Below are 19,994 nucleotides of genomic sequence, written 5' to 3'. Positions count from 1 at the left end.
TCACGTCACATGCTTTCCGTTTTGCGGAGTTTCACGCTTGATGTTGTTTACTGAGGCCGCTGGGAAGGCAATCCTCGTCCCACACTGGAGGTCCCGGTGACGACACGCGGCGTTCTCTACGTCCACTCCGCACCCCGAGCGCTGTGCCCGCACGTCGAATGGGCGGTCGCGGGTGTGCTCGGTGTGCGCGTCCAGCTCGACTGGATCCGCCAGCCCGCGTCACCCGGCACCTGGAGATCCGAGTTCTCCTGGCAGGGTGAGCCCGGCGCGGCGTCCAAGCTCGCGTCCGCGCTGCGCGGCTGGCAGCTCCTCCGCTTCGAGGTCACCGCGGAACCCTGCCCCACCGCCGAGGGCGAGCGCTACAGCGCCACGCCCGAACTCGGCATCTTCCACGCCGTCACCGGCATCCACGGCGACATCCTCATCCCCGAGGACCGTCTCCGTGCGGCCCTCGCCCGCTCCGTCCAGGGTGAGACGGACCTGGAGGCGGAGATCTCCCGGCTGCTCGGCAAGCCCTGGGACGACGAGCTGGAGCCCTTCCGCTACGCGGGCGAGGGCGCCCCGGTCCGCTGGCTCCACCAGGTGGTCTGACGCGCCGGCTCCGCGTTCAGGACGGCGGAGGCCTGCCTCAGTGCTCTCCTGCCGCCCGCTCCTGACGGTTCAGCTCCGCGAGCAGCCTGTGCAGCAGCGAGCGCGCCGCGGCGACGTCCTTCTCCGGCAGTGCGGCGAACAGCGTGCGGTGCTGCTCCGTCGCCCGCTCCGTCACGCTCGCGAGCGCGTCCCGTCCGCTCGGGGTGAGCGTCAGCAGGGGTGAACCCCGATGGTCGGGATTGGCCGTGTACGCGGCGTGCCCGAGTTCCACGAGGTCGTTGGCGACACGCTGCACGTTCTGTCGCGTGACGCCGAGACGGCGGGCCGCCTGCGGCACCGTGAGCGCCTCCTCGGAGGCGACGCTCAGCACCTGCCAGCGGGCCTGGGTGAGCCCCTCGGCCCGCGCGGTGCGCTCGCCGAGACGGCGCAGCGCCCCCGCGGCCTCGTACACATCCGCCACGAGCAGTGCGATCTCGTCGGGCACGGTCCTGCCTCCTTTGACAACATGTTGTCTGTATGTGAATGTGTTGTCATTCTAGCGGGAGGTACATCCCAAGGAGAGGTGCCATGCCCAGGATCGATGTGTACCGGAACGTGCATATGGGCCAGCGCGCCCGGCTGTTCGCCCTCGCGGTCGAGCTCGGCGCGGCGGACGACGCGGACCCCGCCGCCGTCGAGCGGCTCGCAGGAGAGTGCCTGGCCATGACGCAGGAGCTGCGCGAGCACGCCGGCCACGAGGACACCTACATACATCCGCTGCTGCGGGACCGGGCACCGGCGGCCGCCGACGCCCTGGACGCCGAGCACCTCAGGCTCGACACGGCTCTCGCCGCCCTGGACGAGCGGGCGCGCTCGTTCCCGAAGGCGGTCTCCGGCGCCCGGCCCGAGGACCGGCACGCGCTCTATCTGGCCCTCAACGAACTCATCAGCGCCTATCTGGCCCATCTGCACGCCGAGGAGACCGTCGCCATGCCCGCGCTGTGGGACCGCTGCGGCGACGACGAACTCGCCGCGGTGTTCGGCGCCTTCCGCGCGTCCCGCACTCCGGAGGAGAGCCTCGGTGATCTGCGCCGGATGCTGCCGGCCCTGCCTCCCGCGGACCGCGCGGCCGTCGCCCGCGCGACCGTCGAGGCCGTACCCGCCGGGGAGGCGGGCCGCGTACTCGACGCCCTCGCCACCACGCTCACCCCCGCACAACGCGCCCGCCTCTACGCGGATCTCGGCGCCCCGGAGGCATGGGCGGCCCTGCGCTGAAACGCACCGGGGCGGATACGCACCGGAGCCGAAACGCACCGGGGCCCGACTCCCGGGAAGGAGTCGGGCCCCGGTCGGGTCATGGACCTCAGACCGTACGGAACGCCAGCACCACGTTGTGGCCGCCGAAGCCGAACGAGTTGTTGATCGCCGCGATCGTGCCCTCGGGCAGCGCGCGCGGCTCGTCGCGGACGATGTCCGCCTCGACCTCGGTGTCGAGGTCGTCGACGTTGATGGTCGGCGGAGCCAGCCGGTGGTGCAGCGCCAGGACCGTGGCAACGGTCTCGATGCCGCCCGCGCCGCCGAGCAGATGACCCGTCATCGACTTCGTGGCGGAGATCGCGACATGGTCGAGGTCGTCGCCCAGCACCTTGCGCAGCGCCTTGATCTCGGCGATGTCGCCCTGCGGCGTCGAGGTCGCGTGCGCGTTGAGGTGGACCACCTCGGACGGCTTCAGACCCGTGTTGTCCAGCAGGTTCTGCACCGCAGCGGCGACACCGCGGCCGGTCGGCTCGGGCTGCGCGATGTGGTGGCTGTCCGCGGACAGACCCTGGCCCAGCACCTCGCAGTACACCCTGGCGCCACGCGCGGCGGCGTGCTCCGCGGACTCCAGGACGACGACACCCGCGCCCTCGCCGAGGACGAAGCCGTCGCGGCCCTTGTCGTACGGACGCGAGGCCTTCTCGGGCTCGTCGTTGTTCTTGGACATCGCCATCATGTTGGCGAACGCCGCGATCGGCAGCGGGTGGATCGCCGCCTCGGTGCCGCCCGCGACCACGACGTCCGCGCGGCCGGTACGGATCATCTCCACGGCGTAGCCGATCGCCTCGGCGCCCGACGCACACGCGGAGACCGGAGTGTGCACGCCCGCCTGGGCGTTCACCTCCAGGCCGACGTTCGCGGAGGGGCCGTTGGGCATCAGCATCGGCACGGTGTGCGGAGAGACCCGGCGTACGCCCTTGTCCTTCAGTACGTCGTACTGGTCGAGCAGGGTGGTCACACCGCCGATGCCGGAGGCGATGACAGCGCCCAGCCGCTCGGGGAGGATCTGCTCCTCCTCGCCCGCCGGGGCGGAGAAGCCGGCGTCGGCCCACGCCTCACGGGCGGCGATGATCGCGAACTGGGCCGAGCGGTCCAGCTTGCGCGCCAGCGGCCGGGGCAGGACCTCACCCGGGTCGACCGCCGCCGGGGCGGCGATACGGACGGGCAGGTCGGCGAAGCGTTCGCCCTCGAGGGGCTTGACGCCGGAGCGTCCCGCGATCAGACCTTCCCAGGTCGATGCGGAGTCGCCACCCAGCGGTGTGGTTGCGCCGATACCGGTGACGACCACGGTGCGATTGGTCGAGCTCACAGGAATTCTTTCTCCACGGTCTATGAGGGTTCGTGAATCAGCGGCGCCACCGCTGGGTGGCGTACCTGATCGGCCTGGATCAGGCCTGGTGCTTCAGGATGTAGCCGGCGGCGTCGCCGACCGTCTTGAGGTTCTTGACGTCCTCGTCCGGGATCTTGACGTCGAAGCGCTCTTCGGCGGCGACGACGACCTCGACCATGGACAGCGAGTCGACGTCCAGGTCGTCGGTGAAGGACTTGTCCAGCTGGACGTCCTCGGTCGGGATACCGGCGATCTCGTTGACGATCTCGGCGAGACCTTCGACGATCTCTTCCTGCGTGGCGGCCATGTGGCGCTCCTTCGATGTGTAGCTGAGGGTTGAACTGGGGCTTGCCCCGGAGGACCGGATATCCGGAAGATCCGGATGCTTGCCTAGGGGAGGGTAACGACCGTCGCGGCGTAGACGAGCCCCGCCCCGAAGCCGATGACGAGCGCGGTGTCGCCGCTCTTCGCCTGCCCGGTCGCCAGAAGCCGCTCCATCGCGAGCGGAATCGAGGCGGCCGAGGTGTTGCCGGTGGTCTCCACGTCACGGGCGACCGTGACGTGCTCCGGCAGTTTGAGAGTCTTCACCATCGAGTCGATGATCCGCATGTTGGCCTGGTGCGGAATGAAGACGTCCAGGTCGTCCGCGGTGATCCCGGCCGCGTCCAGCGCCTGCTGGGCGACCTTCGCCATCTCGAACACGGCCCAGCGGAACACCGCCTGGCCCTCCTGCGTGATCGCGGGGAACTTGATCTCGCCCTTCGAGTCGAGCGGCAGCTGCGACACGTCGCCGACGTGGAACTCGTTCCACGGCACGGTCTGCTTGATCGTCGCGGCCTTGTCGCCCTCGGAGCCCCAGACGGTCGGGCCGATCCTCGGCTCCTGGGCGGGGCCCACGACGACCGCGCCCGCGCCGTCGCCGAACAGGAAGGCCGTCGCACGGTCCTCCAGGTCGGTCAGGTCGCTGAGCCGCTCGACGCCGATCACCAGGACGTACTCGGCGGAACCTTCCACGACCATGCCCTTGGCGAGGGTGAGGCCGTACCCGAAGCCGGCGCAGCCGGCCGAGATGTCGAAGGCCGCGGCCTTGGCGGTGCCGAGCTTGTCGGCGATCTCGGTGGCGATGGCGGGGGTCTGGCTGAAGTGCGAGACGGTCGAGACGACCACGGCACCGATCTGCTCGGCGGCGATCCCGGCGTCGGCGATCGCCTTGCCGGAGGCCTCGATCGACATCGCGGCGACGGTTTCCTCGTCGTTCGCCCAGTGCCGGGTCGCGATGCCCGAGCGGGAGCGGATCCACTCGTCGGAGGAGTCGATCTTCTCGAGGATCACCTCGTTCGGCACGACCCGGATGGGGCGGTAGCCGCCGACACCCAGGATCTGTGCGTACGGGGCGCCCTGGCTGGGCTTGATCTTCGACATGCGCTACGGCTCCTTGTCAGGCTGAGTGCTCGGCGATCAGCGCCCGGGCCGCGTCGAGGTCTTCGGGGGTCTTCAGGGCGAGTGTCGCGACGCCCGGCAGGGCGCGCTTGGCGAGACCGGTGAGCGTGCCGCCCGGGCACACCTCGACGAGCGCGGTCACACCGAGCGCCTTGAAGGTCTCCATGCACAGGTCCCAGCGGACCGGGTTGGCGACCTGGCCGACCAGCCGGGAGAGGACCTCGTCCCCGGAGGCGACGGTCTGCCCGTCCTTGTTGGAAACGTAGGGCACTTTCGGGTCCGCGGGAGCGAGGGCCTTGGCGGCCTCGTCGAGCGTGGCGACGGCGGGCGCCATGTGGTGCGTGTGGAACGCGCCGGCCACCTTGAGGGCGACGACCTTGCGGACGCCCTCCGGCTTGTCCGCCTCCAGCGCGGCGAGCTGCTCCATCGTGCCGGCGGCGACGATCTGGCCCGCGCCGTTGACGTTCGCCGGGGTCAGCCCGAGCTTCTCCAGATGCGCGACACTCACCTCGGGGTCGCCCCCGAGCAGTGCGGACATGCCCGTCTCGGTGACCGCGGCGGCCTCGGCCATCGCCAGGCCGCGGGTCCGTACGAGACGCAGCGCGGCGGTGTCGTCGAGGACACCCGCGAACGCGGCGGCCGTGATCTCACCGACGCTGTGACCGGCCACGGCGCCGGGCGCGACCTCGCCCGCCCGTCGCCCACCACCACCCTCAACGGATGCCCTTCGGGCCACCTCTTGGTTCAGAGCGGACGCCGACAGCAGACCGGCCGCGACGAGCAGCGGCTGCGCCACGGACGTGTCGCGGATCTCGTCCGCGTCGGCCTTCGTGCCGTAGTGGGCAAGGTCGAGCCCGATGGCGTCGGACCAGGCCGCGATGCGGTCGGAGGCGCCGGGGAGTTCGAGCCAGGGGGTCAGGAAGCCGGGCGTCTGAGCGCCTTGGCCGGGAGCGACGAGTACGAGCACCCTCACACTCTCTCTTGTGGATGGTCCCGGCCGCCCGTGGGGACAGGGACCAAGAACCGTCAGGGGAATTGTTGGTGTCCGACAAAATCCTAGAGTTGCTGATCGCCGTCTACCAGACGCCCGAGGATGAGTGCGATCCGAAGAGTGAACGCGGAGCGGACATCAGAGGGTGACCAGCCGGTGACGTCAGTCACACGTCGGAGCCGGTAGCGGACGGTGTTGGGGTGGACGAAGAGCATCCGGGCCGCGCCTTCGAGACTGCTTGCCTGCTCCAGATACACACTCAGCGTTTCCAGGAGCGCCGAGCCGGCTTCTTCGAGCGGTCTGTAGATCTCCTCCACCAGTTGCTCGCGCGCCGACGGATCTCCCGCGATCGCGCGCTCCGGCAGCAGATCGTCGGCCAGCACCGGGCGCGGCGCGTCCTGCCAGGCGGAACACGCCTTGAGCCCGGCGGCTGCTGCCTGCGCCGACCTCGTCGCGGCGAGCAGGTCCGGTACGACGGGTCCCGCGACGACGGGCCCGGCCGCGTACGGGCCGATCAGCGCCTTGGCGACATGCAGCGGATTGTCGCTGCCGCCCGCGATGACGACGAGCCGGTCGCCGAGCACTCCCGTCAGCACCTGCAGCTTGGCGTGCCGGGCCGCGCGGCGGATCGCCTCGACCGTCAGCTCGCTGTCCCCGTCGGGCGCGGTGCCGAGCACGACGCACACGTGCTCCGGCGAGTTCCAGCCCAGCGCCGCGGCCCGGCTGACGGCTCCCTCGTCGGCCTCGCCCGACAGCACGGCGTTCACGACGAGGGACTCCAGCCGCGCGTCCCAGGCGCCACGGGCCTCGGCGGCCTGCGCGTACACCTGGGCGGTCGCGAAGGCGATCTCCCGCGCGTAGACGAGCAGCGCCTCGCGCAGCACCGACTCGTCGCCGGGCGCGGCGACCTCCTCGATCGCGGCCTCCATGACCTCGATGGTCGTCCGCACCATCTCCACGGTCTGGCGCAGCGTGATCGCCCGGGTCAGCTCGCGCGGAGCCGTACCGAAGACGTCCGTCGAGATCGCCTGTGGGGTCTCGGGGTGCCGGAACCACTCCGTGAACGCGGCGATACCGGCCTGGGCGACCAGGCCGATCCACGACCGGTTCTCCGGGGGCATCGCCCGGTACCACGACAGCGTCTCGTCCATGCGGGCGATCGCGTTCGCGGCGAGGCGGCCGGACGACTGCTCCAGGCGCTTCAGGGTCGCGGAGTGCGGATGGGCGGTGTTCGGAGGCAGAGCCGGTTCGGGATGGGGCACGGGGACAAGAGTGCCTTATCGGGACGCCCCTGCGGAGACGCGGGGTCGGGGCGGTGCCCCGAGCCCCGTCGCGGGCCCGGCCGGGGCGGGTCCGCGACGGGCGGGGCCAGGGAGGGGAGCCAGGCTCTACCGTGGACGGGTGATTTCCGTACGGCGCGCCGGAGGGCGCTTCCGCGGTGGGGACGAAGCCGCGGGTATCGAGTCTTTGCACGCGTTCTCGTTCGGGCGGTTCTACGACCCGGACAATCTCCGCTTCGGTCCGGTCATCGCCTGCAACGAGGAGCGCCTCGCCCCCGGCGCCGGGTTCGACGAGCACCCGCACAGCCACACCGAGATCGTGACCTGGGTGGTGGAGGGCGAGTTGACCCACCGGGACTCGACGGGGCACGCCACCGTCGTACGGCCCGGAGACGTGCAGCGGCTCAGCTCGGCCGGCGGTGTGCGGCACAGCGAGCGCAACGACGCCGGTGTTCCCCTGACGTTCGTGCAGATGTGGCTCGCGCCGAAGGACCCGGGCGGGGAGCCGTCGTACGACATCGTGCGCGGCATCGCCGACTCGACGCCGTACGCGCTGCCGGAGGCCGGGGCGATGCTGCACGTACGGCGGCTCGCGGCCGACGAGCGGACCGCGGTCCCGGACGCGCCGTACGTGTACGTGCACGTCGTCCGCGGAGTCGTCCGGATCGACGGCGACGACCTCGGTCCGGGGGACGCGGCCCGCATCACCGACGCCGACGGTCTCGAACTCGCCGCCGCCGTCGCCTCCGAGGTACTGATGTGGGAACTCCCGGCGTGAACCCGTGAGTTCGCCGCACGCCGTCCCCGCCGCGGGCCGGGAGGCCTACCGGCGCGTGCCGCGCAACTCCGCCAGTACGGCGTCGGTGAACGGCGGCCACGCCTCGACCGCCCACGGCCCGAAGGCGCGGTCGGCCAGCGCCACGCACGCGGCGCCCGCGTCCGGGTCGACCCACAGGAAGGTGCCGGACTGGCCGAAGTGCCCGAAGGTGCGGGGTGAGGACGTGGAGCCCGTCCAGTGCGGGGACTTGCCGTCGCGGATCTCGAAGCCGAGTCCCCAGTCGTTGGGCTTCTGGTGCCCGTAGCCGGGCAGGATGCCGGACAGCCCCGGGTGGACGACGGACATCGCCTCCAGGACGGTCCTGGCGTCGAGGAGCCGCGGCGCCTGCACCTCCGCCGCGAACCGCGCGAGATCGTCGACCGTCGAGACGCCGTCCTTCGCCGGTGAGCCGTCGAGCGTCGTGGACGTCATGCCCAGCGGCTCCAGCACGGCCTGGCGCAGATACTCCGCGAACGGGATGTCGGTCGCCTTCGCGATGTGGTCGCCGAGCACCTCGAAACCGGCGTTCGAGTACAGCCTGCGGGTGCCGGGAGCAGCGGTCGCCCGGTGCTCGTCGAAGGCGAGCCCGCTGGTGTGCGCGAGCAGATGCCGCACGGTGGAACCCTCGGGCCCGGCCGGCTCGTCCAGCTCGACGGCGCCCTCCTCGTACGCGACGAGCGCGGCGTACGCGGCGAGCGGCTTGGTGACCGAGGCCAGCGGGAAGCGCTGCCCGGTGGGGCCGGCGGTGCCCGCGACGGTGCCGTCGGCGAGGACGACGGCGGCGGCCGCGGTGGGGACGGGCCAGTTCTCGATCATCGCCAGGCTCTGCATGCGTACGAGCCTAAAGGGTCAGCCTCATGGCCGGATCGGGGGTCCGGACGAAGCCGAGCGAGGCGTACAGCGGCTCGCCCTCCTCGGACGCCCGCAGGTCGACCCGGCGAACGCCGCGCTCGCGGAACCAGTCGAGCAGGGCCTCCATACAGGAGCGCGAGTGGCCGCGGCGACGCCGGTCGGGGTCGGTGGCTACGCTGAAGACGTAGCCGGTCGTACCGGTGGGGTTGCCGGGGCCGCCGAGGCGGTGCTCGATCGTGCCGACGGCGCAGGCGGCGAGCCCCCCGGGCCGTTCGACCACGAACGCGGCGAGATCGCCGCCGGGGTCGCCGAGGCGGCGGCGCAGGGTCTCGGCCGCGGCGGGCCGCCAGCCGGTGTCGCAGGCCGGGTGACCTGACAGTGATTCATGCATGACGGTACGCAGACGGACCAGCTCTTCGGCGTCGTCGGGGCGGGCGCGGCGTGCACGGCTCATGGACGGCGAGGCCAGCCCGAGCGGTCCCGCACCGCTGACGGTTTTCCCACGGGGCCTCCCGTCCGGCCCGCCCTCGGTATTCGCTTGCTTGGAGTGCACTCCAACGTTCTAGCGTGGAGGTCATGACGGTGCTGGAAACCACATCCGCGACGACCGACATCTGCGTAGCCGCGCCCCCCGCCCACCCGCGGCCCGACGGACACGACCACTACACGATCAGCGAGGTCGTCGAATGGACCGGGCTGAGCGCGCACACACTGCGCTGGTACGAGCGGATCGGGCTGATGCCGCACATCGACCGCTCGCACACCGGCCAGCGGCGCTTTCGCAACCGCGACCTCGACTGGCTGAGCTTCGTCGGCAAGCTGCGGCGGACCGGGATGCCGGTGGCGGACATGGTCCGCTACGCCGAGATGATGCGCGAGGGCGAGCACACCTACCAGCAGCGGCAGGACCTCCTGGAGGCGACACGGCGCGACGTCCGCGCCAGGATCGCCGAGCTCCAGGACACGCTTGCCGTGCTCGACCACAAGATCGGCTTCTACGCAGACGCCCAGCGGGCGCCGGAGAGGGCCTGAGCCCATGACGGACACCATGATCGACCGGATACGACTCGGCGCGCAGGGGCCCGAGGTCGGCGTGCAGGGACTCGGCTGCATGGGCATGAGCGAGTTCTACGGCGGGACGGACGAGGCCGCCGCGCGCGACACGCTCGAAGCGGCCCTGGCCGCGGGGGTGACGCTCTTCGACACGGCCGACGTGTACGGGCGGGGCGCCAACGAGGAGTTCCTGAAGCCGTTCGTGACCGCGCACCGCGACGAGATCACCCTGGCGTCGAAGTTCTCCATCGTCCGGACGGACGATCCGCAGTTCCGCGCCGTCCGCAACGACCCCGCGTACATCCGTGAATCCGTCGAGGGCAGTCTGCGGCGGCTCGGCGTCGAGGTCATCGACCTCTACTACATGCACCGGCGCGACCCGGAGGTGCCGTTCGCCGACTCCGTCGGCGCGATGGCCGAACTGGTCGCGGCGGGCAAGGTCCGCCACCTCGGGCTGAGCGAGGTGACCGGGCCGGAACTGCGCGAGGCGCACGCCGTGCACCCGATCGCCGCGCTGCAGTCGGAGTGGTCGCTGTTCAGCCGTTCCGTGGAGCGGAGCGCGGTGGGTGCCGCGGCGGAGCTGGGCGTGGCGCTGGTGCCGTACTCGCCGCTCGGACGGGGCTTTCTGACCGGCGCCTTCGCCGACGCCGGGGAACTGTCCGAGGATGACTTCCGGCGCCGCCAGCCGCGCTTCACGGGCGACAACGCGGCGGTCAACGCGGCGCTGCTGGAACCGGTGCGGAAGATCGCGGCGGCGCACGGGGCGACGCCGGCGCAGATCGCCCTCGCCTGGGTCCAGCAGCGGGCCCAGGTCCACGGCCTGCCGGTCGTCCCGATCCCCGGCACCCGCAAGCGCTCCCGGCTGGAGGAGAACACCGGCGCGACGCGGATCACGCTGACCGAGGACGAACTGGCCCTGCTGGAGCCGATCGCGGGGCGCGTGGTGGGGGACCGCTACCCGGAGATGACGTCGCTGTCGGACACACGGGAGTAACGGGAGCAGGCGCCCGGCACCGCGGGTGGGCCGCCCCACGGCACGGAGGGCGGTCCACACGCCACGGTTCACGTCAGGCCCAGCGCGAACGCCGCGAAGCCCGCCGCCAGGACGCCCGCCACCGCGCGGCGGGCGGGTCCCGCCGTGCGCCAGGGGGACTCGAAGACGCGGGCGTGGCGGCCGATCAGGATCAGCAGGGCCGCGAAGAGCGGCATCCAGGCCAGTCGGGCCAGGACCCACCCGAGCGAGTCGGGCGCCGTCGTCAGGCCCGGGAGCGCGCCCGCGTAGGAGGCGGGGACCGCCGCCGCGAGCATCGCCGTCTGGTGCCAGCACAGGATCGTCATCGCCGAGAGGTTGACCACGACGACCGGCGCCCACAGCGCGGGCCGTGCCAGCAGCCGCCCGAGCCGCTCGCGCAGCAGGATCGCCGCGCCGCTCTGCGCCGAGGCCAGGGCGAGGACCAGCAGGGACGGCGGATGGGAGTTGGTGCGGGCCTCACCCGGGACGCCGACCATCGACGCCGGGTAGTGGAAGGCGACGAGCAGCACGGCGAACAGGACCGCCCCGCCGGCCAGCAGCAGCACCGCGCCCCGCTTACCGATGCGCTTCTCGCCCCAGGACACGCCGAGTTGGTAGGCGAAGAGCCAGCCGGGAAGGATGTTGAGCACGCTCAGCCAGGACGGCACGGCCTCCGCGTACGGCCCGTAGCGCAGGAGGTCGACGACGGCGACGGACAGCAGCAACGGCGCCGCGGCCCAGCCGCCCATGCGCCGGGCGGCCCGTACGCACAGCGGGGTCAGGGCGGTGACGACCACGTACACGCCCACGAACCACAGCGGCTGGACGACCAGCGTGGCCCCCGTCCGCAGCGTGTCCTGCGGCACCCCCGCGGCGGAGAGGACGGCGATCAGCGCCGCCCACACCGCGGTCACCCCCAGCACGGGCCGCCCCAGCCGGGCGACGCGCCCGCGGAGCCAGTCGGCGGGGCTGCCGGGGCGGCGGTGGTACGAGAGCACCGAGGCGTATCCGCCCACCAGGAAGAAGATCCCCAGCAGTTGCAGCACCCAGCTGACCGGGGCGAAGGATGCGAACGTGGACAGCGGGCTCGCGTTGTGGACCGCACCGTCCGCGTCGAGGGTGAACCCGCCGAGCAGCCAGTGCCCGGTCGGCACGGCGAGCAGCGCGAGGGCGCGCAGCCCGTCGATCGCGCGGTCGCGGTGGGCGGGGGTCGAGGACTCGATCCTCTCGACGAAGGGTGCGAGCCGGGGGAGCGGGGCGAGTGTCTTCATCGGGTCTCTCCCCCTCGGGTCTCTCCCCGGGCGATCGCGGCGAAGGCGCGCAGTGACGAGGTCCCCGGCGCGAAGTAGCCGGTGTGGCCGTCGGTGTCGTCGGCGGGGACGTGCCGCGCGCCGAACTCGGGTGCGGTGGGGTCGTTTCCGTGGCCGAGTCCGGCGAACTCGACGTTCGGGACCTTGGAGATCCAGTCGTCAGGGGCCTTCGCGGCCCAGACCCGGGCGTCCGTCCCCAGGTCGGCGACGCTGTCCGCGCGCATTCCGGGCGAGCCGAACGCGACGATGTCCGACGCCCCGGCCTCGTGCGCGGCGAGTCCGCACACGACCGAGCCGTAGCTGTGGCAGAACAGGGCGGGCTTCGCCGCGCCGGGTGCGCGGTTCGCCGCGAGGCCGCGGGTGAACCTGGTCAGCCGTTCGGCGCCGGCCTCGGCGAGATCGCCGGTGGCGGAGTCGATGCCGACGCCGACGGGCGTGGTGTAGCCGGCCCACGCGACCACGGCGGTACGGCCGTTCGCCGCCACGCCCCTGGCTCCGTTCGTGGCCTTGTTCGTGGCCTCGTACAGTGCGCGGGCCATCGCGGCCGTTCGGTCGAAGGTCGCGGCGTCGATGTCCGAGCCGGGCACGATCACGGCGATGTGCCGGGCGTGGCCGAGGTCCCCGTACACCTCGGCGAGCTGGCCCCGGCCGCGCGGGTCGTACGCGAGGATCCGCCGGCCGTCGGCCTCGGCGCCCAGGGCGCGGGCGTTGGCCTCGTACCGCAGGGCGACCGGGGCGCCGTCGAGGTTGCCGACGACGAGCGGATGACGGTCGGCCAGCGCGTGCCGCTGACCGGGCGTCAGCGCGGCGAAGAACGCGGCGATCTCGGCCGCTGACGCGCTCGCCGGGTCCGGCAGTTCGCGCCCGAGCGAGCGGTCCGCCCGCCACTGGGCGGTTCCCGGCGGCGGCCCGGTGACGGGCGTCTGGGCGGTCCCCGAGGCCCACCCGGCCGTACTCGCGACAACGGTCGCCGCGAGCGTCGCGGCGACCAGAGTCCTCCTGAACCGTCGCATGATCCCCTCTTCCTTCTCCGACTGCGTGGCGGAGAGGAAGGTAGGAAGACGACGCCTGAGGGAGCGTCACACCGGGGAGCCAACTGCCCGGTGATACCTGGGTACTAGTGGTCTCCAGGGGTCACGAGGCCGGACTCGTACGCGAAGATCACCGCTTGCGCGCGGTCGCGCAGGCCGAGCTTGGCGAGGATGCGGCCGATGTGGGTCTTCACGGTCTGCTCGGCGAGGACGAGATGCTCGGCGATCTCCTGGTTGGACAGGCCGCGTGCGATCAGCTCCAGGACCTCGGTCTCGCGCGGGGTGAGGCCGCCCAGGCGCAGGGCGGCCCGGTCCTTGCGCGGGGCCGGGCGCTTGTCGACGAGGTCGGCGATCAGGCGACGGGTCACGGAGGGCGCGAGCAGGGCCTCGCCCGCGGCCACGATCCGTACCGCCGAGATCAGATCGGCGGGCGGCGCGTCCTTCAGCAGAAAGCCGGACGCCCCGGCGCGCAGCGCCTCGTACACGTAGTCGTCGATGTCGAAGGTCGTCAGCATCAGCACCTTCGGCACGTGGACGATCCCCGGCGGCGGGGTCAGGATCTGCCGGGCCGCCGCCAGCCCGTCCAGCTCCGGCATCCGCACGTCCATCAGCACCACATCGGGGTGAGCCGAGTGCGCCAGGTCCACACCCTGCCGTCCGTCCGGTGCCTCGCCGACGACGTCGATGTCCGCCTGGGCGGACAGCAAGGCGGCGAAGCCCGCGCGCACCATGGCCTGGTCGTCGACGATGATCACGCGGATGGTCAACTGGGGTCCTTCACATCGTCCGGCACGGTCGTCAGGGGCATGCGCGCGGCGACCCGGAAGCCGCCGTCCGGCAGCGGACCGGTGTCCAGGCTGCCGCCGGTCAACCGTACGCGCTCGCGCATTCCCACCAGCCCGTGGCCCGTGCCGGTGGTCTCCAGCGCGGAAACCGGTTCGGCCGCGGGGCCGTTGACGACGAGCACCGTCAGATGTTCGTCGTCCGCGGTCACCGACACGCGCGTCAGCGCGCCCGGGGCGTGCCGCACCACGTTCGACAGTGCCTCCTGCACGATGCGGTACGCGGACAGGTCCACGGCCTGCGGCACGTCGCCCAGCCCGGCCGGGAGCGACAGCTCGGCCGGCACCCCGGCCCGTACCGTCGCCTCGACCAGCTGCTGCACCCGGCCGAGCCCCGGCTGCGGCGCCCGTTCGCTCTCGGAGCCGTCGCTGCGCAGCACCGCGAGCAGCCGCCGCATCTCCGACAGCGACTCCCGCGCTCCGGCGGCGATCGTCGCGAACTCCTCCTGCGCGGCCTCCGGCAGGCCCTGGATCCGGTACGGCGCCGAGTCGGCCTGCACCGTGATCACCGACATGTGGTGGGCCACCACGTCGTGCAGTTCACGGGCGATACGCGCGCGTTCCTCCAGCAGGGTGCGCTGCGCACGCTCGGCCTCGCTGATGGTCTCCTGCTCGGCCAGCCTCCGCTGGACGTCGCCCCGGGTCCGCAGCGTGTGGGCGACCAGCAGGACGACGCCGCTGAGGACGAACAACAGCACATGGATGCCGTCGCTGAGCTTCTGCGAGAGGAGTTCGAAGAGGAACCCGGTCGCACCGGTCACCAGCCAGACGGCCACCAGGGTGCGGCGCGGCGCGCGCAGCCCCAGGCAGAACATCAGCACCAGGTAGCCGACGACGATCATCGGCGTCCACGGCCAGCTCCTGCCCGCGGTGCCGTCCGCGTTCAGCAGGACGACCGCGCCGAGGACATCGGCGGTGAAGACGATCCACCAGGCTTGCAGCGGCCGGGTCACGGCCAGGAGCAGCGGGGCGGTCTGTGCCGTGGCCAGGGCGCCCGCGAGCGCGCCGCCCATCCGGTAGTCCTGGGTGAGCACGCTGATCGTGACCGGCAGCAGCGTGCAGACGGCGGCGAGGGCGAGGACGTACGGCAGCCACCGCTGCCAGCGGGCCGACGCCTGCGCGAGCAGCGGCGCGGACGGCGAGGTCGGTGTGGTCAGCGCGGCGCCGAGCGACCGCAGGGACTCACCGGCGGCGGAACGCGCCCGCAGTGCGGGCCCGGACCTCGCCGCACCGCGCAGCGCGCCGCGGACCCGGTCGGACCTCGTGGGGGTGGAAGGCGGTGCGGTACTCATGTCCGGCCCAGCGTAGGCAACCGGGGCCGCACGCGGCGTCATACCGCAGGGCCGGGTGGGACCTCATACCCCGGTATGACCCGGGCCCGCGGCGCCGCCCGACCGACCGGCCCCGGGGGCCCGGAGGTCCGGGCCCCGAGGTTCCTACAGCTCCGCCCGAGGTTCCTACAGCTCCGCCAGGAGCTCCGCCTTCTTCGCACGGAACTCCTCGTCCGTCACCAGGCCCGCGCTGTGCAGCTCCCCGAGGTGACGTATTCGCTCCGCGACGCCCGCCGGATCGTGCGGTGCCGCCGGTGCCAGGGGCAGGACCGGCGTGGCGTCGCGGACCGCTTCCAGTACGGCCGCGGCGAAGGGCAGGGACTCGTGCACCGGGCCGTAGCCGAGGCCGAAGACGACCGCCGCCGGGTCCTGGTCGGCCTGCGCGGGCCGGGCCGCCGGGTCGGCGCCGCGCGGCAGCAGCCGGAGGTAGCCGTCGAAGACGTCGGGGGAGCGCCACTCGACCCCGCTCAGCTCGGAGACCGCGTACGTCTGGTCGCCGGCCTTCCACTTCGCGGACGAGGCGCCCGTCCAGGACCAGCGGAACGACACCTTGTCGCCGTCGAACGTGGCCTTTCCGTCGTACGCCTTGAACTGCAGCGGCGCCGCGACCGAGGACGCCACCAGATATCTCCCCGCGGGTCCGTGCCCCGGTCCGGGCAGTACGGCGCGCAGTTCGTCCGCGTAGTACTCCGCGAGCGTCTCGCGCTCCGCGGGCAGCACGAGCCGGTACGGGTCGCAGCCGTCCTTCAACTGGCCCGCCGCAGCGTCCATCAGCGGATCGGCGCCCGGTCTCGGCACCGTGTGCAGCACCACCGTGCCGCGCTTGCCCGGGGAGAGGGTCACCGACTCGAGCGCTTCGAGGGGGATGCGCCGTTCGCCCAGCGCCTGGAACAGCTTCGGTGCGCCGCGGTTCCCCCGTGTGAAGCGGATGAGTACGGAGTCCGGTTCGAACTCCCAGGTGGCATGAATTCCGGCCAGCACATCACCCATGTGCCTCATCGTATGCGGCGTGCGCCCGCGCGTCGCCCCCGTACACACGACGGTCATATGCGCCCCGTCGCCGTTCTCTACGCGCGTCAGACCTCTTGCGCACCATAAATTCCACTGCGACACGCGCTTTCGCCGTCCGCGCAGCTCAAGGTGAGGTACGAACCGACGCCTATCTCGGCCAGGTTGCTGAGGCTCTCCGTACCCGGCTCGAAGTAGCCGGTGTGGCCGATCGCGCCGGCGGCCGACAGCAGACGCGCGCCGAAGTCCGGCGTCATCGGGTCGGCGCCGTGGCCGAGCCCGCCGACCTCCAGGTAGGGCACGTCCTCGATCCAGTCGTCGCGGTCCCGCATCGCCCACACCCGGGCGTTCGTCGCCAGCTGTGTCGTGGTCTCCGCCCGCATGCCGGGGCTGCCGGCCACCGCCATGTCGCCGACCCGGCCGGGCAGTTCACGTGCGGCGACCCCGCACACCACCGAGCCGTAGCTGTGGCAGAACAGCGTGACCCTGGCGTCGCCCGGCAGCGCGCCGGTCAGCGCCACGAGCCGGTCCGCGCCGCTCGCGGCGAGCCTGCCGGTCGAGGCGTCGAGCCCGATCCCGGTCGGCGAGGTGTAGTCGGCCCAGGCGATGACGGCCGTACGCACGCCGGGGGCGGCGGCCCGCTCCGCCGAGTACAGCGACTGCGCCATGCCCACCGGGGCCGTGTACTTGCGCCGGGTCCTCTCGAACGTCAGGACGTTGGTGTCGACTCCCGGGACGATCACCGAGACCCGCTGCGCGCGGTCGAGGTCGCCGAACACCTCGGCGACCCGGCCCTTGCCCGACGGGTCGAAGGCGAGGATCTGCCGGCCGGCGCTCAGCAGGGACTCGTACCGGTGCATCCGCCGGCCCGCCTCGTACCGGCCGTCCGCCGAGAGCCGGCTGTCGTGCATGCGCCACCGCTCCACCTGGCGTGCCTGGGTGAGCGCGACCCGGTTGGCGCGGTAGCGCAGCGTCACCGGTGCGCCGTTGAGATTGCCCACCACGAGGGGGTGCCGGTCGGCGAGCGAGGCCGCACGCGCGGGCCCGATGGAGGCGAAGAAGTCGGACAGCCGGCCGGCCGGCGAGCCGGGGTCGGGCAGCTCACGGCCCCCGATCCGGGCGTGCTCCCAGGCGGCGAGTGCGGCCTGTCCGGGCTCACCGGGACCGCGCTGATGTCGTACGGCGGTCCAACCGGTGGTGGCGAGCAGTACGAAGACAACGGCAAGAGCGAGAAGGGCGCGCCAGACGTTGAGAGTGGGGGAGGAGTCGAAAGCAGTCACTGAGGGGACAGCCTAGGGGGCGCCTACGGACGCTCGCGAAGACCGTGAGGGAGATCACGCGTCCGGACATTCGAGAGGATGAATCGACTACTCTCCGTGCGCGCCGGAGGTACGGGGAGACGTGTCCCGGGGCGCGGCGGCGACCGGGCTGTGCCAGTCCGCCGCCAGCGCGGGCCCGAGGTGGTCGAGATACTTCTCGGTCAGTTCGCGGATGGCGGCCAGGCTGGGGTCCTCGCCCTGTCCCCAGAGCCGGCCGGTCACCCGCATCACCGCGGCGACGGCGGCGACGGCGACCCGCGGCCGGGGGTCGGTGTCGACGTCGAGACCCTCGCGGTCGGCGATCAGCCGGGCGACCTGCTCGTCCAGTTCGGCGGAGCGGCGCAGATGGACGGCGATCAGGGAGGGGGTCGACTCGATCATCTGGTAGGCCCGCATGTGGAGTTCGACGGGGACGACCTCGCCGATGGCCTCTTCGATGGTGTCCCAGGCGGACCGCACGGCGTTGCGCATGGCGTCGAACGGGCCCTCCTCGGCGGGCCGTGCGCGCAGGGCGTCGACGAAGTGGGACTCGACGATGTCCTGGACGGCGAAGGCGACCTCTTCCTTGTTGGCGAAGTACCGGAAGAAGGTGCGCTGGGAGACCTCGACGGCGTCGGCGATCTCGTCGACGGTCGTGTGCTCGTACCCCTGCGTCGTGAAGAGTTCGAGCGCGGCCCGCAGCAGGGCGTCGCGGGTGCGCTGTTTCTTCAGCTCACGCAGTCCGGTTCCCGTCACCTGTCGGCTCGCCCTCCGTCGTCTCTGTGCTGCTTTCCCCTGCTCAGCGTACTTGTGAGCCACATGACAGTTACCGACTGATGAAATGTTTTGTCAACTGTCAGACGCTGACATAATGTGCTCGGCATGACTAGTCAGACCACCGTCGACAAGGTGCCCGTGGACCGCGGTCCCGTACCGGCACGGGCCAAGGGGCTCCGCGGCCACCCCTGGCTGACGCTCTTCTCCGTGGCCATCGGCGTGATGATGGTCGCGCTGGACGGCACGATCGTCGCCATCGCCAACCCGGCCATCCAGAAGGACCTCGGCGCGACCCTCGCCGACGTCCAGTGGATCACCAACGGCTATCTGCTGGCGCTCGCCGTCGCGCTGATCACCGCCGGCAAGCTCGGTGACCGCTTCGGCCACCGTCAGACCTTCCTCATCGGTGTCGCGGGCTTCGCCGCCGCCTCCGGCGCCATCGGCCTGTCCGACTCCATCGCGCTCGTGGTCGGCTTCCGGGTGCTCCAGGGCCTCTTCGGCGCCCTGCTGATGCCGGCGGCGCTCGGCCTGCTGCGCGCCACCTTCCCCGCCGAGAAGCTCAACATGGCGATCGGCATCTGGGGCATGGTCATCGGCGCCTCGACGGCCGGCGGCCCCATCCTCGGCGGTGTCCTCGTCGAGCACGTCAGCTGGCAGTCCGTCTTCTTCATCAACCTGCCGGTCGGCGTCCTCGCGCTCGTCCTCGGCGCGGTGATCCTCAAGGACCACCGCGCCGAGAACGCGCCGAAGTCGTTCGACATCCCCGGCATCGCGCTGCTGTCGAGCGCGATGTTCGCCCTCATCTGGCCGCTCATCAAGGCCGGTGAGTGGGGCTGGGGTTCGGCGAGCACGCTGGGCTGGCTGGCCGGGTCCCTGGTCCTCTTCGTGCTGTTCGCCTTCTGGGAGACCCGGGTCGCCGAGCCGCTCATCCCGCTGCGGCTGTTCCGTTCCGTCCCGGTCACCGCGGGCACGGTGCTGATGGTCCTGATGGCCTTCGCCTTCATGGGCGGTCTGTTCTTCGTCACCTTCTACCTGGCGAACGTGCACGGGATGAGCGCCGTGGACAGCGGTCTGCATCTGCTGCCGCTCACCGCCATGATGATCGTCTCGTCGCCGCTCGCCGGAGCGCTCATCACCAGGTTCGGCCCGCGCATCCCGCTCGTCGGCGGCATGGTGTGCACGGCCGTCGCGATGTTCGGGATGACCACCCTTTCGACGGACACCGGCACGCTGCCGATGTCCGTCTGGCTGGCCCTCCTCGGTCTCGGCCTGGCGCCGGTCATGGTCGGAGCCACCGAGGTCATCGTCGGCAACGCCCCGCTGGAGCTGTCCGGTGTCGCGGGCGGTCTGCAGCAGGCCGCCATGCAGGTCGGCGGCAGCCTCGGTACGGCCGTGCTGGGCGCGGTCATGTCGGCCAAGGTCAGCTCCGACCTCGCGGGGAACTGGGCGGACGCCAAGCTTCCGCCGCTTTCGCCCGATCAGCTCGGCCTGGCCAAGGAAGCGGTCGAGGTCGGCATGCCGCCCGTCGCCCCCGGGACCCCGACGCAGGTCGCGGCCCAGATCACCGACGTCGCGCACGAGACCTTCATCTCGGGCATGGGCATGGCCTTCACCGTCGCCGGCATCGTCGCGGTGCTGGCCGGGGCGGTCGCCCTGTTCACCAAGCGCGGGGAGAACGCGGATGGGGGTGCGGGCGCGGCCCACATCTGACGGCGACGCGTCGACGTCGATCCTT

General features: G+C 72.0%; 21 protein-coding genes. 6 read left to right on the top strand and 15 right to left on the bottom strand.

Annotation, left to right across the window (positions count from 1 at the left end; translation table 11 throughout):
* Window positions 1-96 precede the first annotated feature (96 nt).
* Window positions 97-591 (top strand): DUF3145 domain-containing protein, encoded by a 495-nt coding sequence (locus OG766_RS10830; RefSeq protein ID WP_266374403.1) that lies wholly within the window; start codon window positions 97-99, stop codon window positions 589-591.
* A 37-nt stretch (window positions 592-628) separates the two neighbouring features.
* Here the strand turns inward: OG766_RS10830 and OG766_RS10825 are convergent, their stop codons facing one another.
* Window positions 629-1,075: a MarR family winged helix-turn-helix transcriptional regulator gene (locus OG766_RS10825; protein WP_328725165.1), complete on the bottom strand. Its 447-nt coding sequence runs from the start codon at window positions 1,073-1,075 to the stop codon at window positions 629-631.
* Between the two features lie 83 nt (window positions 1,076-1,158).
* On the opposite strand from OG766_RS10825, the gene OG766_RS10820 reads away from it, so the two are divergent.
* The gene (locus OG766_RS10820) at window positions 1,159-1,845 is read left to right on the top strand and encodes a hemerythrin domain-containing protein (protein WP_328725164.1); all 687 of its coding nucleotides are present in this window, start codon (window positions 1,159-1,161) and stop codon (window positions 1,843-1,845) included.
* An 88-nt stretch (window positions 1,846-1,933) separates the two neighbouring features.
* Here OG766_RS10820 and fabF read toward each other — a convergent pair whose 3' ends face one another.
* The 5 genes from fabF to OG766_RS10795 form a co-directional block, all read right to left on the bottom strand.
* Window positions 1,934-3,196 (bottom strand): beta-ketoacyl-ACP synthase II, encoded by a 1,263-nt coding sequence (gene fabF / locus OG766_RS10815; RefSeq protein WP_328725163.1) that lies wholly within the window; start codon window positions 3,194-3,196, stop codon window positions 1,934-1,936.
* A 79-nt stretch (window positions 3,197-3,275) separates the two neighbouring features.
* Window positions 3,276-3,524, bottom strand: coding sequence for an acyl carrier protein (locus OG766_RS10810; RefSeq protein ID WP_266374407.1), 249 nt, complete (start codon window positions 3,522-3,524; stop codon window positions 3,276-3,278).
* Window positions 3,525-3,607: 83 nt separating this feature from the next.
* Window positions 3,608-4,639 carry a ketoacyl-ACP synthase III gene (locus OG766_RS10805; protein WP_266374408.1) on the bottom strand — a complete coding sequence of 344 codons (1,032 nt, stop codon included), beginning with the start codon at window positions 4,637-4,639 and terminating at the stop codon, window positions 3,608-3,610.
* Between the two features lie 16 nt (window positions 4,640-4,655).
* Entirely contained in the window at window positions 4,656-5,624 is a 969-nt protein-coding gene (locus tag OG766_RS10800; protein ID WP_266374409.1) for an ACP S-malonyltransferase, read from the bottom strand.
* Between the two features lie 89 nt (window positions 5,625-5,713).
* Window positions 5,714-6,910 carry a PucR family transcriptional regulator gene (locus OG766_RS10795; protein WP_266374410.1) on the bottom strand — a complete coding sequence of 399 codons (1,197 nt, stop codon included), beginning with the start codon at window positions 6,908-6,910 and terminating at the stop codon, window positions 5,714-5,716.
* 139 nt (window positions 6,911-7,049) lie between these two features.
* On the opposite strand from OG766_RS10795, the gene OG766_RS10790 reads away from it, so the two are divergent.
* The gene (locus OG766_RS10790) at window positions 7,050-7,706 is read left to right on the top strand and encodes a pirin family protein (protein WP_266374411.1); all 657 of its coding nucleotides are present in this window, start codon (window positions 7,050-7,052) and stop codon (window positions 7,704-7,706) included.
* Between the two features lie 45 nt (window positions 7,707-7,751).
* Here OG766_RS10790 and OG766_RS10785 read toward each other — a convergent pair whose 3' ends face one another.
* Window positions 7,752-8,576, bottom strand: a complete 825-nt coding sequence (locus OG766_RS10785) for a serine hydrolase domain-containing protein (protein ID WP_266374412.1) — start codon at window positions 8,574-8,576, stop codon at window positions 7,752-7,754.
* 10 nt (window positions 8,577-8,586) lie between these two features.
* Complete coding sequence (locus OG766_RS10780; RefSeq protein WP_266374413.1) at window positions 8,587-9,051, bottom strand: GNAT family N-acetyltransferase; 465 nt, start codon at window positions 9,049-9,051, stop codon at window positions 8,587-8,589.
* A 122-nt stretch (window positions 9,052-9,173) separates the two neighbouring features.
* Here OG766_RS10780 and OG766_RS10775 point away from each other — a divergent pair, with 122 nt between their 5' ends.
* A complete protein-coding gene (locus OG766_RS10775; protein WP_266374414.1) occupies window positions 9,174-9,629 on the top strand; it encodes a MerR family transcriptional regulator in 456 nt (151 codons plus the stop codon).
* Window positions 9,630-9,633: 4 nt separating this feature from the next.
* A complete protein-coding gene (locus tag OG766_RS10770; RefSeq protein ID WP_266374415.1) occupies window positions 9,634-10,644 on the top strand; it encodes an aldo/keto reductase in 1,011 nt (336 codons plus the stop codon).
* Between the two features lie 68 nt (window positions 10,645-10,712).
* Here the strand turns inward: OG766_RS10770 and OG766_RS10765 are convergent, their stop codons facing one another.
* The 7 genes from OG766_RS10765 to OG766_RS10735 form a co-directional block, all read right to left on the bottom strand.
* A complete protein-coding gene (locus OG766_RS10765) occupies window positions 10,713-11,933 on the bottom strand; it encodes an acyltransferase family protein (protein WP_328725160.1) in 1,221 nt (406 codons plus the stop codon).
* Window positions 11,930-12,985 carry an alpha/beta hydrolase gene (locus tag OG766_RS10760; RefSeq protein WP_266374417.1) on the bottom strand — a complete coding sequence of 352 codons (1,056 nt, stop codon included), beginning with the start codon at window positions 12,983-12,985 and terminating at the stop codon, window positions 11,930-11,932. The genes OG766_RS10765 and OG766_RS10760 overlap by 4 nt, the downstream gene beginning before the upstream one ends.
* Window positions 12,986-13,089: 104 nt before the next feature.
* A complete protein-coding gene (locus tag OG766_RS10755; protein WP_328725158.1) occupies window positions 13,090-13,770 on the bottom strand; it encodes a response regulator transcription factor in 681 nt (226 codons plus the stop codon).
* Window positions 13,767-15,137: a sensor histidine kinase gene (locus OG766_RS10750; protein WP_266374419.1), complete on the bottom strand. Its 1,371-nt coding sequence runs from the start codon at window positions 15,135-15,137 to the stop codon at window positions 13,767-13,769. The genes OG766_RS10755 and OG766_RS10750 overlap by 4 nt, the downstream gene beginning before the upstream one ends.
* A 165-nt stretch (window positions 15,138-15,302) precedes the next feature.
* Window positions 15,303-16,166, bottom strand: a complete 864-nt coding sequence (locus tag OG766_RS10745; RefSeq protein ID WP_266374420.1) for a DUF4429 domain-containing protein — start codon at window positions 16,164-16,166, stop codon at window positions 15,303-15,305.
* A gap of 86 nt (window positions 16,167-16,252) precedes the next feature.
* Entirely contained in the window at window positions 16,253-17,464 is a 1,212-nt protein-coding gene (locus OG766_RS10740; RefSeq protein WP_328725157.1) for an alpha/beta hydrolase, read from the bottom strand.
* Window positions 17,465-17,551: 87 nt separating this feature from the next.
* Window positions 17,552-18,238, bottom strand: a complete 687-nt coding sequence (locus tag OG766_RS10735) for a TetR/AcrR family transcriptional regulator (protein WP_266374422.1) — start codon at window positions 18,236-18,238, stop codon at window positions 17,552-17,554.
* Window positions 18,239-18,364: 126 nt separating this feature from the next.
* Here OG766_RS10735 and OG766_RS10730 point away from each other — a divergent pair, with 126 nt between their 5' ends.
* A complete protein-coding gene (locus OG766_RS10730) occupies window positions 18,365-19,969 on the top strand; it encodes an MFS transporter (RefSeq protein ID WP_328725155.1) in 1,605 nt (534 codons plus the stop codon).
* The last annotated feature ends 25 nt before the right edge of the window (window positions 19,970-19,994 follow it).

This window comes from Streptomyces sp. NBC_00259 (genome assembly GCF_036181745.1).
Taxonomy (GTDB): Bacteria; Actinomycetota; Actinomycetes; order Streptomycetales; family Streptomycetaceae; genus Streptomyces; species Streptomyces pratisoli.
This window is presented reverse-complemented; position numbering and strand designations above follow the sequence as displayed.

Excerpts from the sequence above, each read along its gene's own strand:
- OG766_RS10820 (WP_328725164.1), top strand. The coding sequence starts at position 1,159 with ATGCCCAGGATCGATGTGTACCGGAACGTGCATATGGGCCAGCGCGCC.
- OG766_RS10810 (WP_266374407.1), bottom strand. The coding sequence starts at position 3,524 with ATGGCCGCCACGCAGGAAGAGATCGTCGAAGGTCTCGCCGAGATCGTC.
- OG766_RS10805 (WP_266374408.1), bottom strand. The coding sequence starts at position 4,639 with ATGTCGAAGATCAAGCCCAGCCAGGGCGCCCCGTACGCACAGATCCTG.
- OG766_RS10785 (WP_266374412.1), bottom strand. The coding sequence starts at position 8,576 with ATGCAGAGCCTGGCGATGATCGAGAACTGGCCCGTCCCCACCGCGGCC.
- OG766_RS10780 (WP_266374413.1), bottom strand. The coding sequence starts at position 9,051 with ATGAGCCGTGCACGCCGCGCCCGCCCCGACGACGCCGAAGAGCTGGTC.
- OG766_RS10775 (WP_266374414.1), top strand. The coding sequence starts at position 9,174 with ATGACGGTGCTGGAAACCACATCCGCGACGACCGACATCTGCGTAGCC.
- OG766_RS10770 (WP_266374415.1), top strand. The coding sequence starts at position 9,634 with ATGACGGACACCATGATCGACCGGATACGACTCGGCGCGCAGGGGCCC.
- OG766_RS10765 (WP_328725160.1), bottom strand. The coding sequence starts at position 11,933 with ATGAAGACACTCGCCCCGCTCCCCCGGCTCGCACCCTTCGTCGAGAGG.
- OG766_RS10760 (WP_266374417.1), bottom strand. The coding sequence starts at position 12,985 with ATGCGACGGTTCAGGAGGACTCTGGTCGCCGCGACGCTCGCGGCGACC.
- OG766_RS10750 (WP_266374419.1), bottom strand. The coding sequence starts at position 15,137 with ATGAGTACCGCACCGCCTTCCACCCCCACGAGGTCCGACCGGGTCCGC.
- OG766_RS10745 (WP_266374420.1), bottom strand. The coding sequence starts at position 16,166 with ATGGGTGATGTGCTGGCCGGAATTCATGCCACCTGGGAGTTCGAACCG.
- OG766_RS10730 (WP_328725155.1), top strand. The coding sequence starts at position 18,365 with ATGACTAGTCAGACCACCGTCGACAAGGTGCCCGTGGACCGCGGTCCC.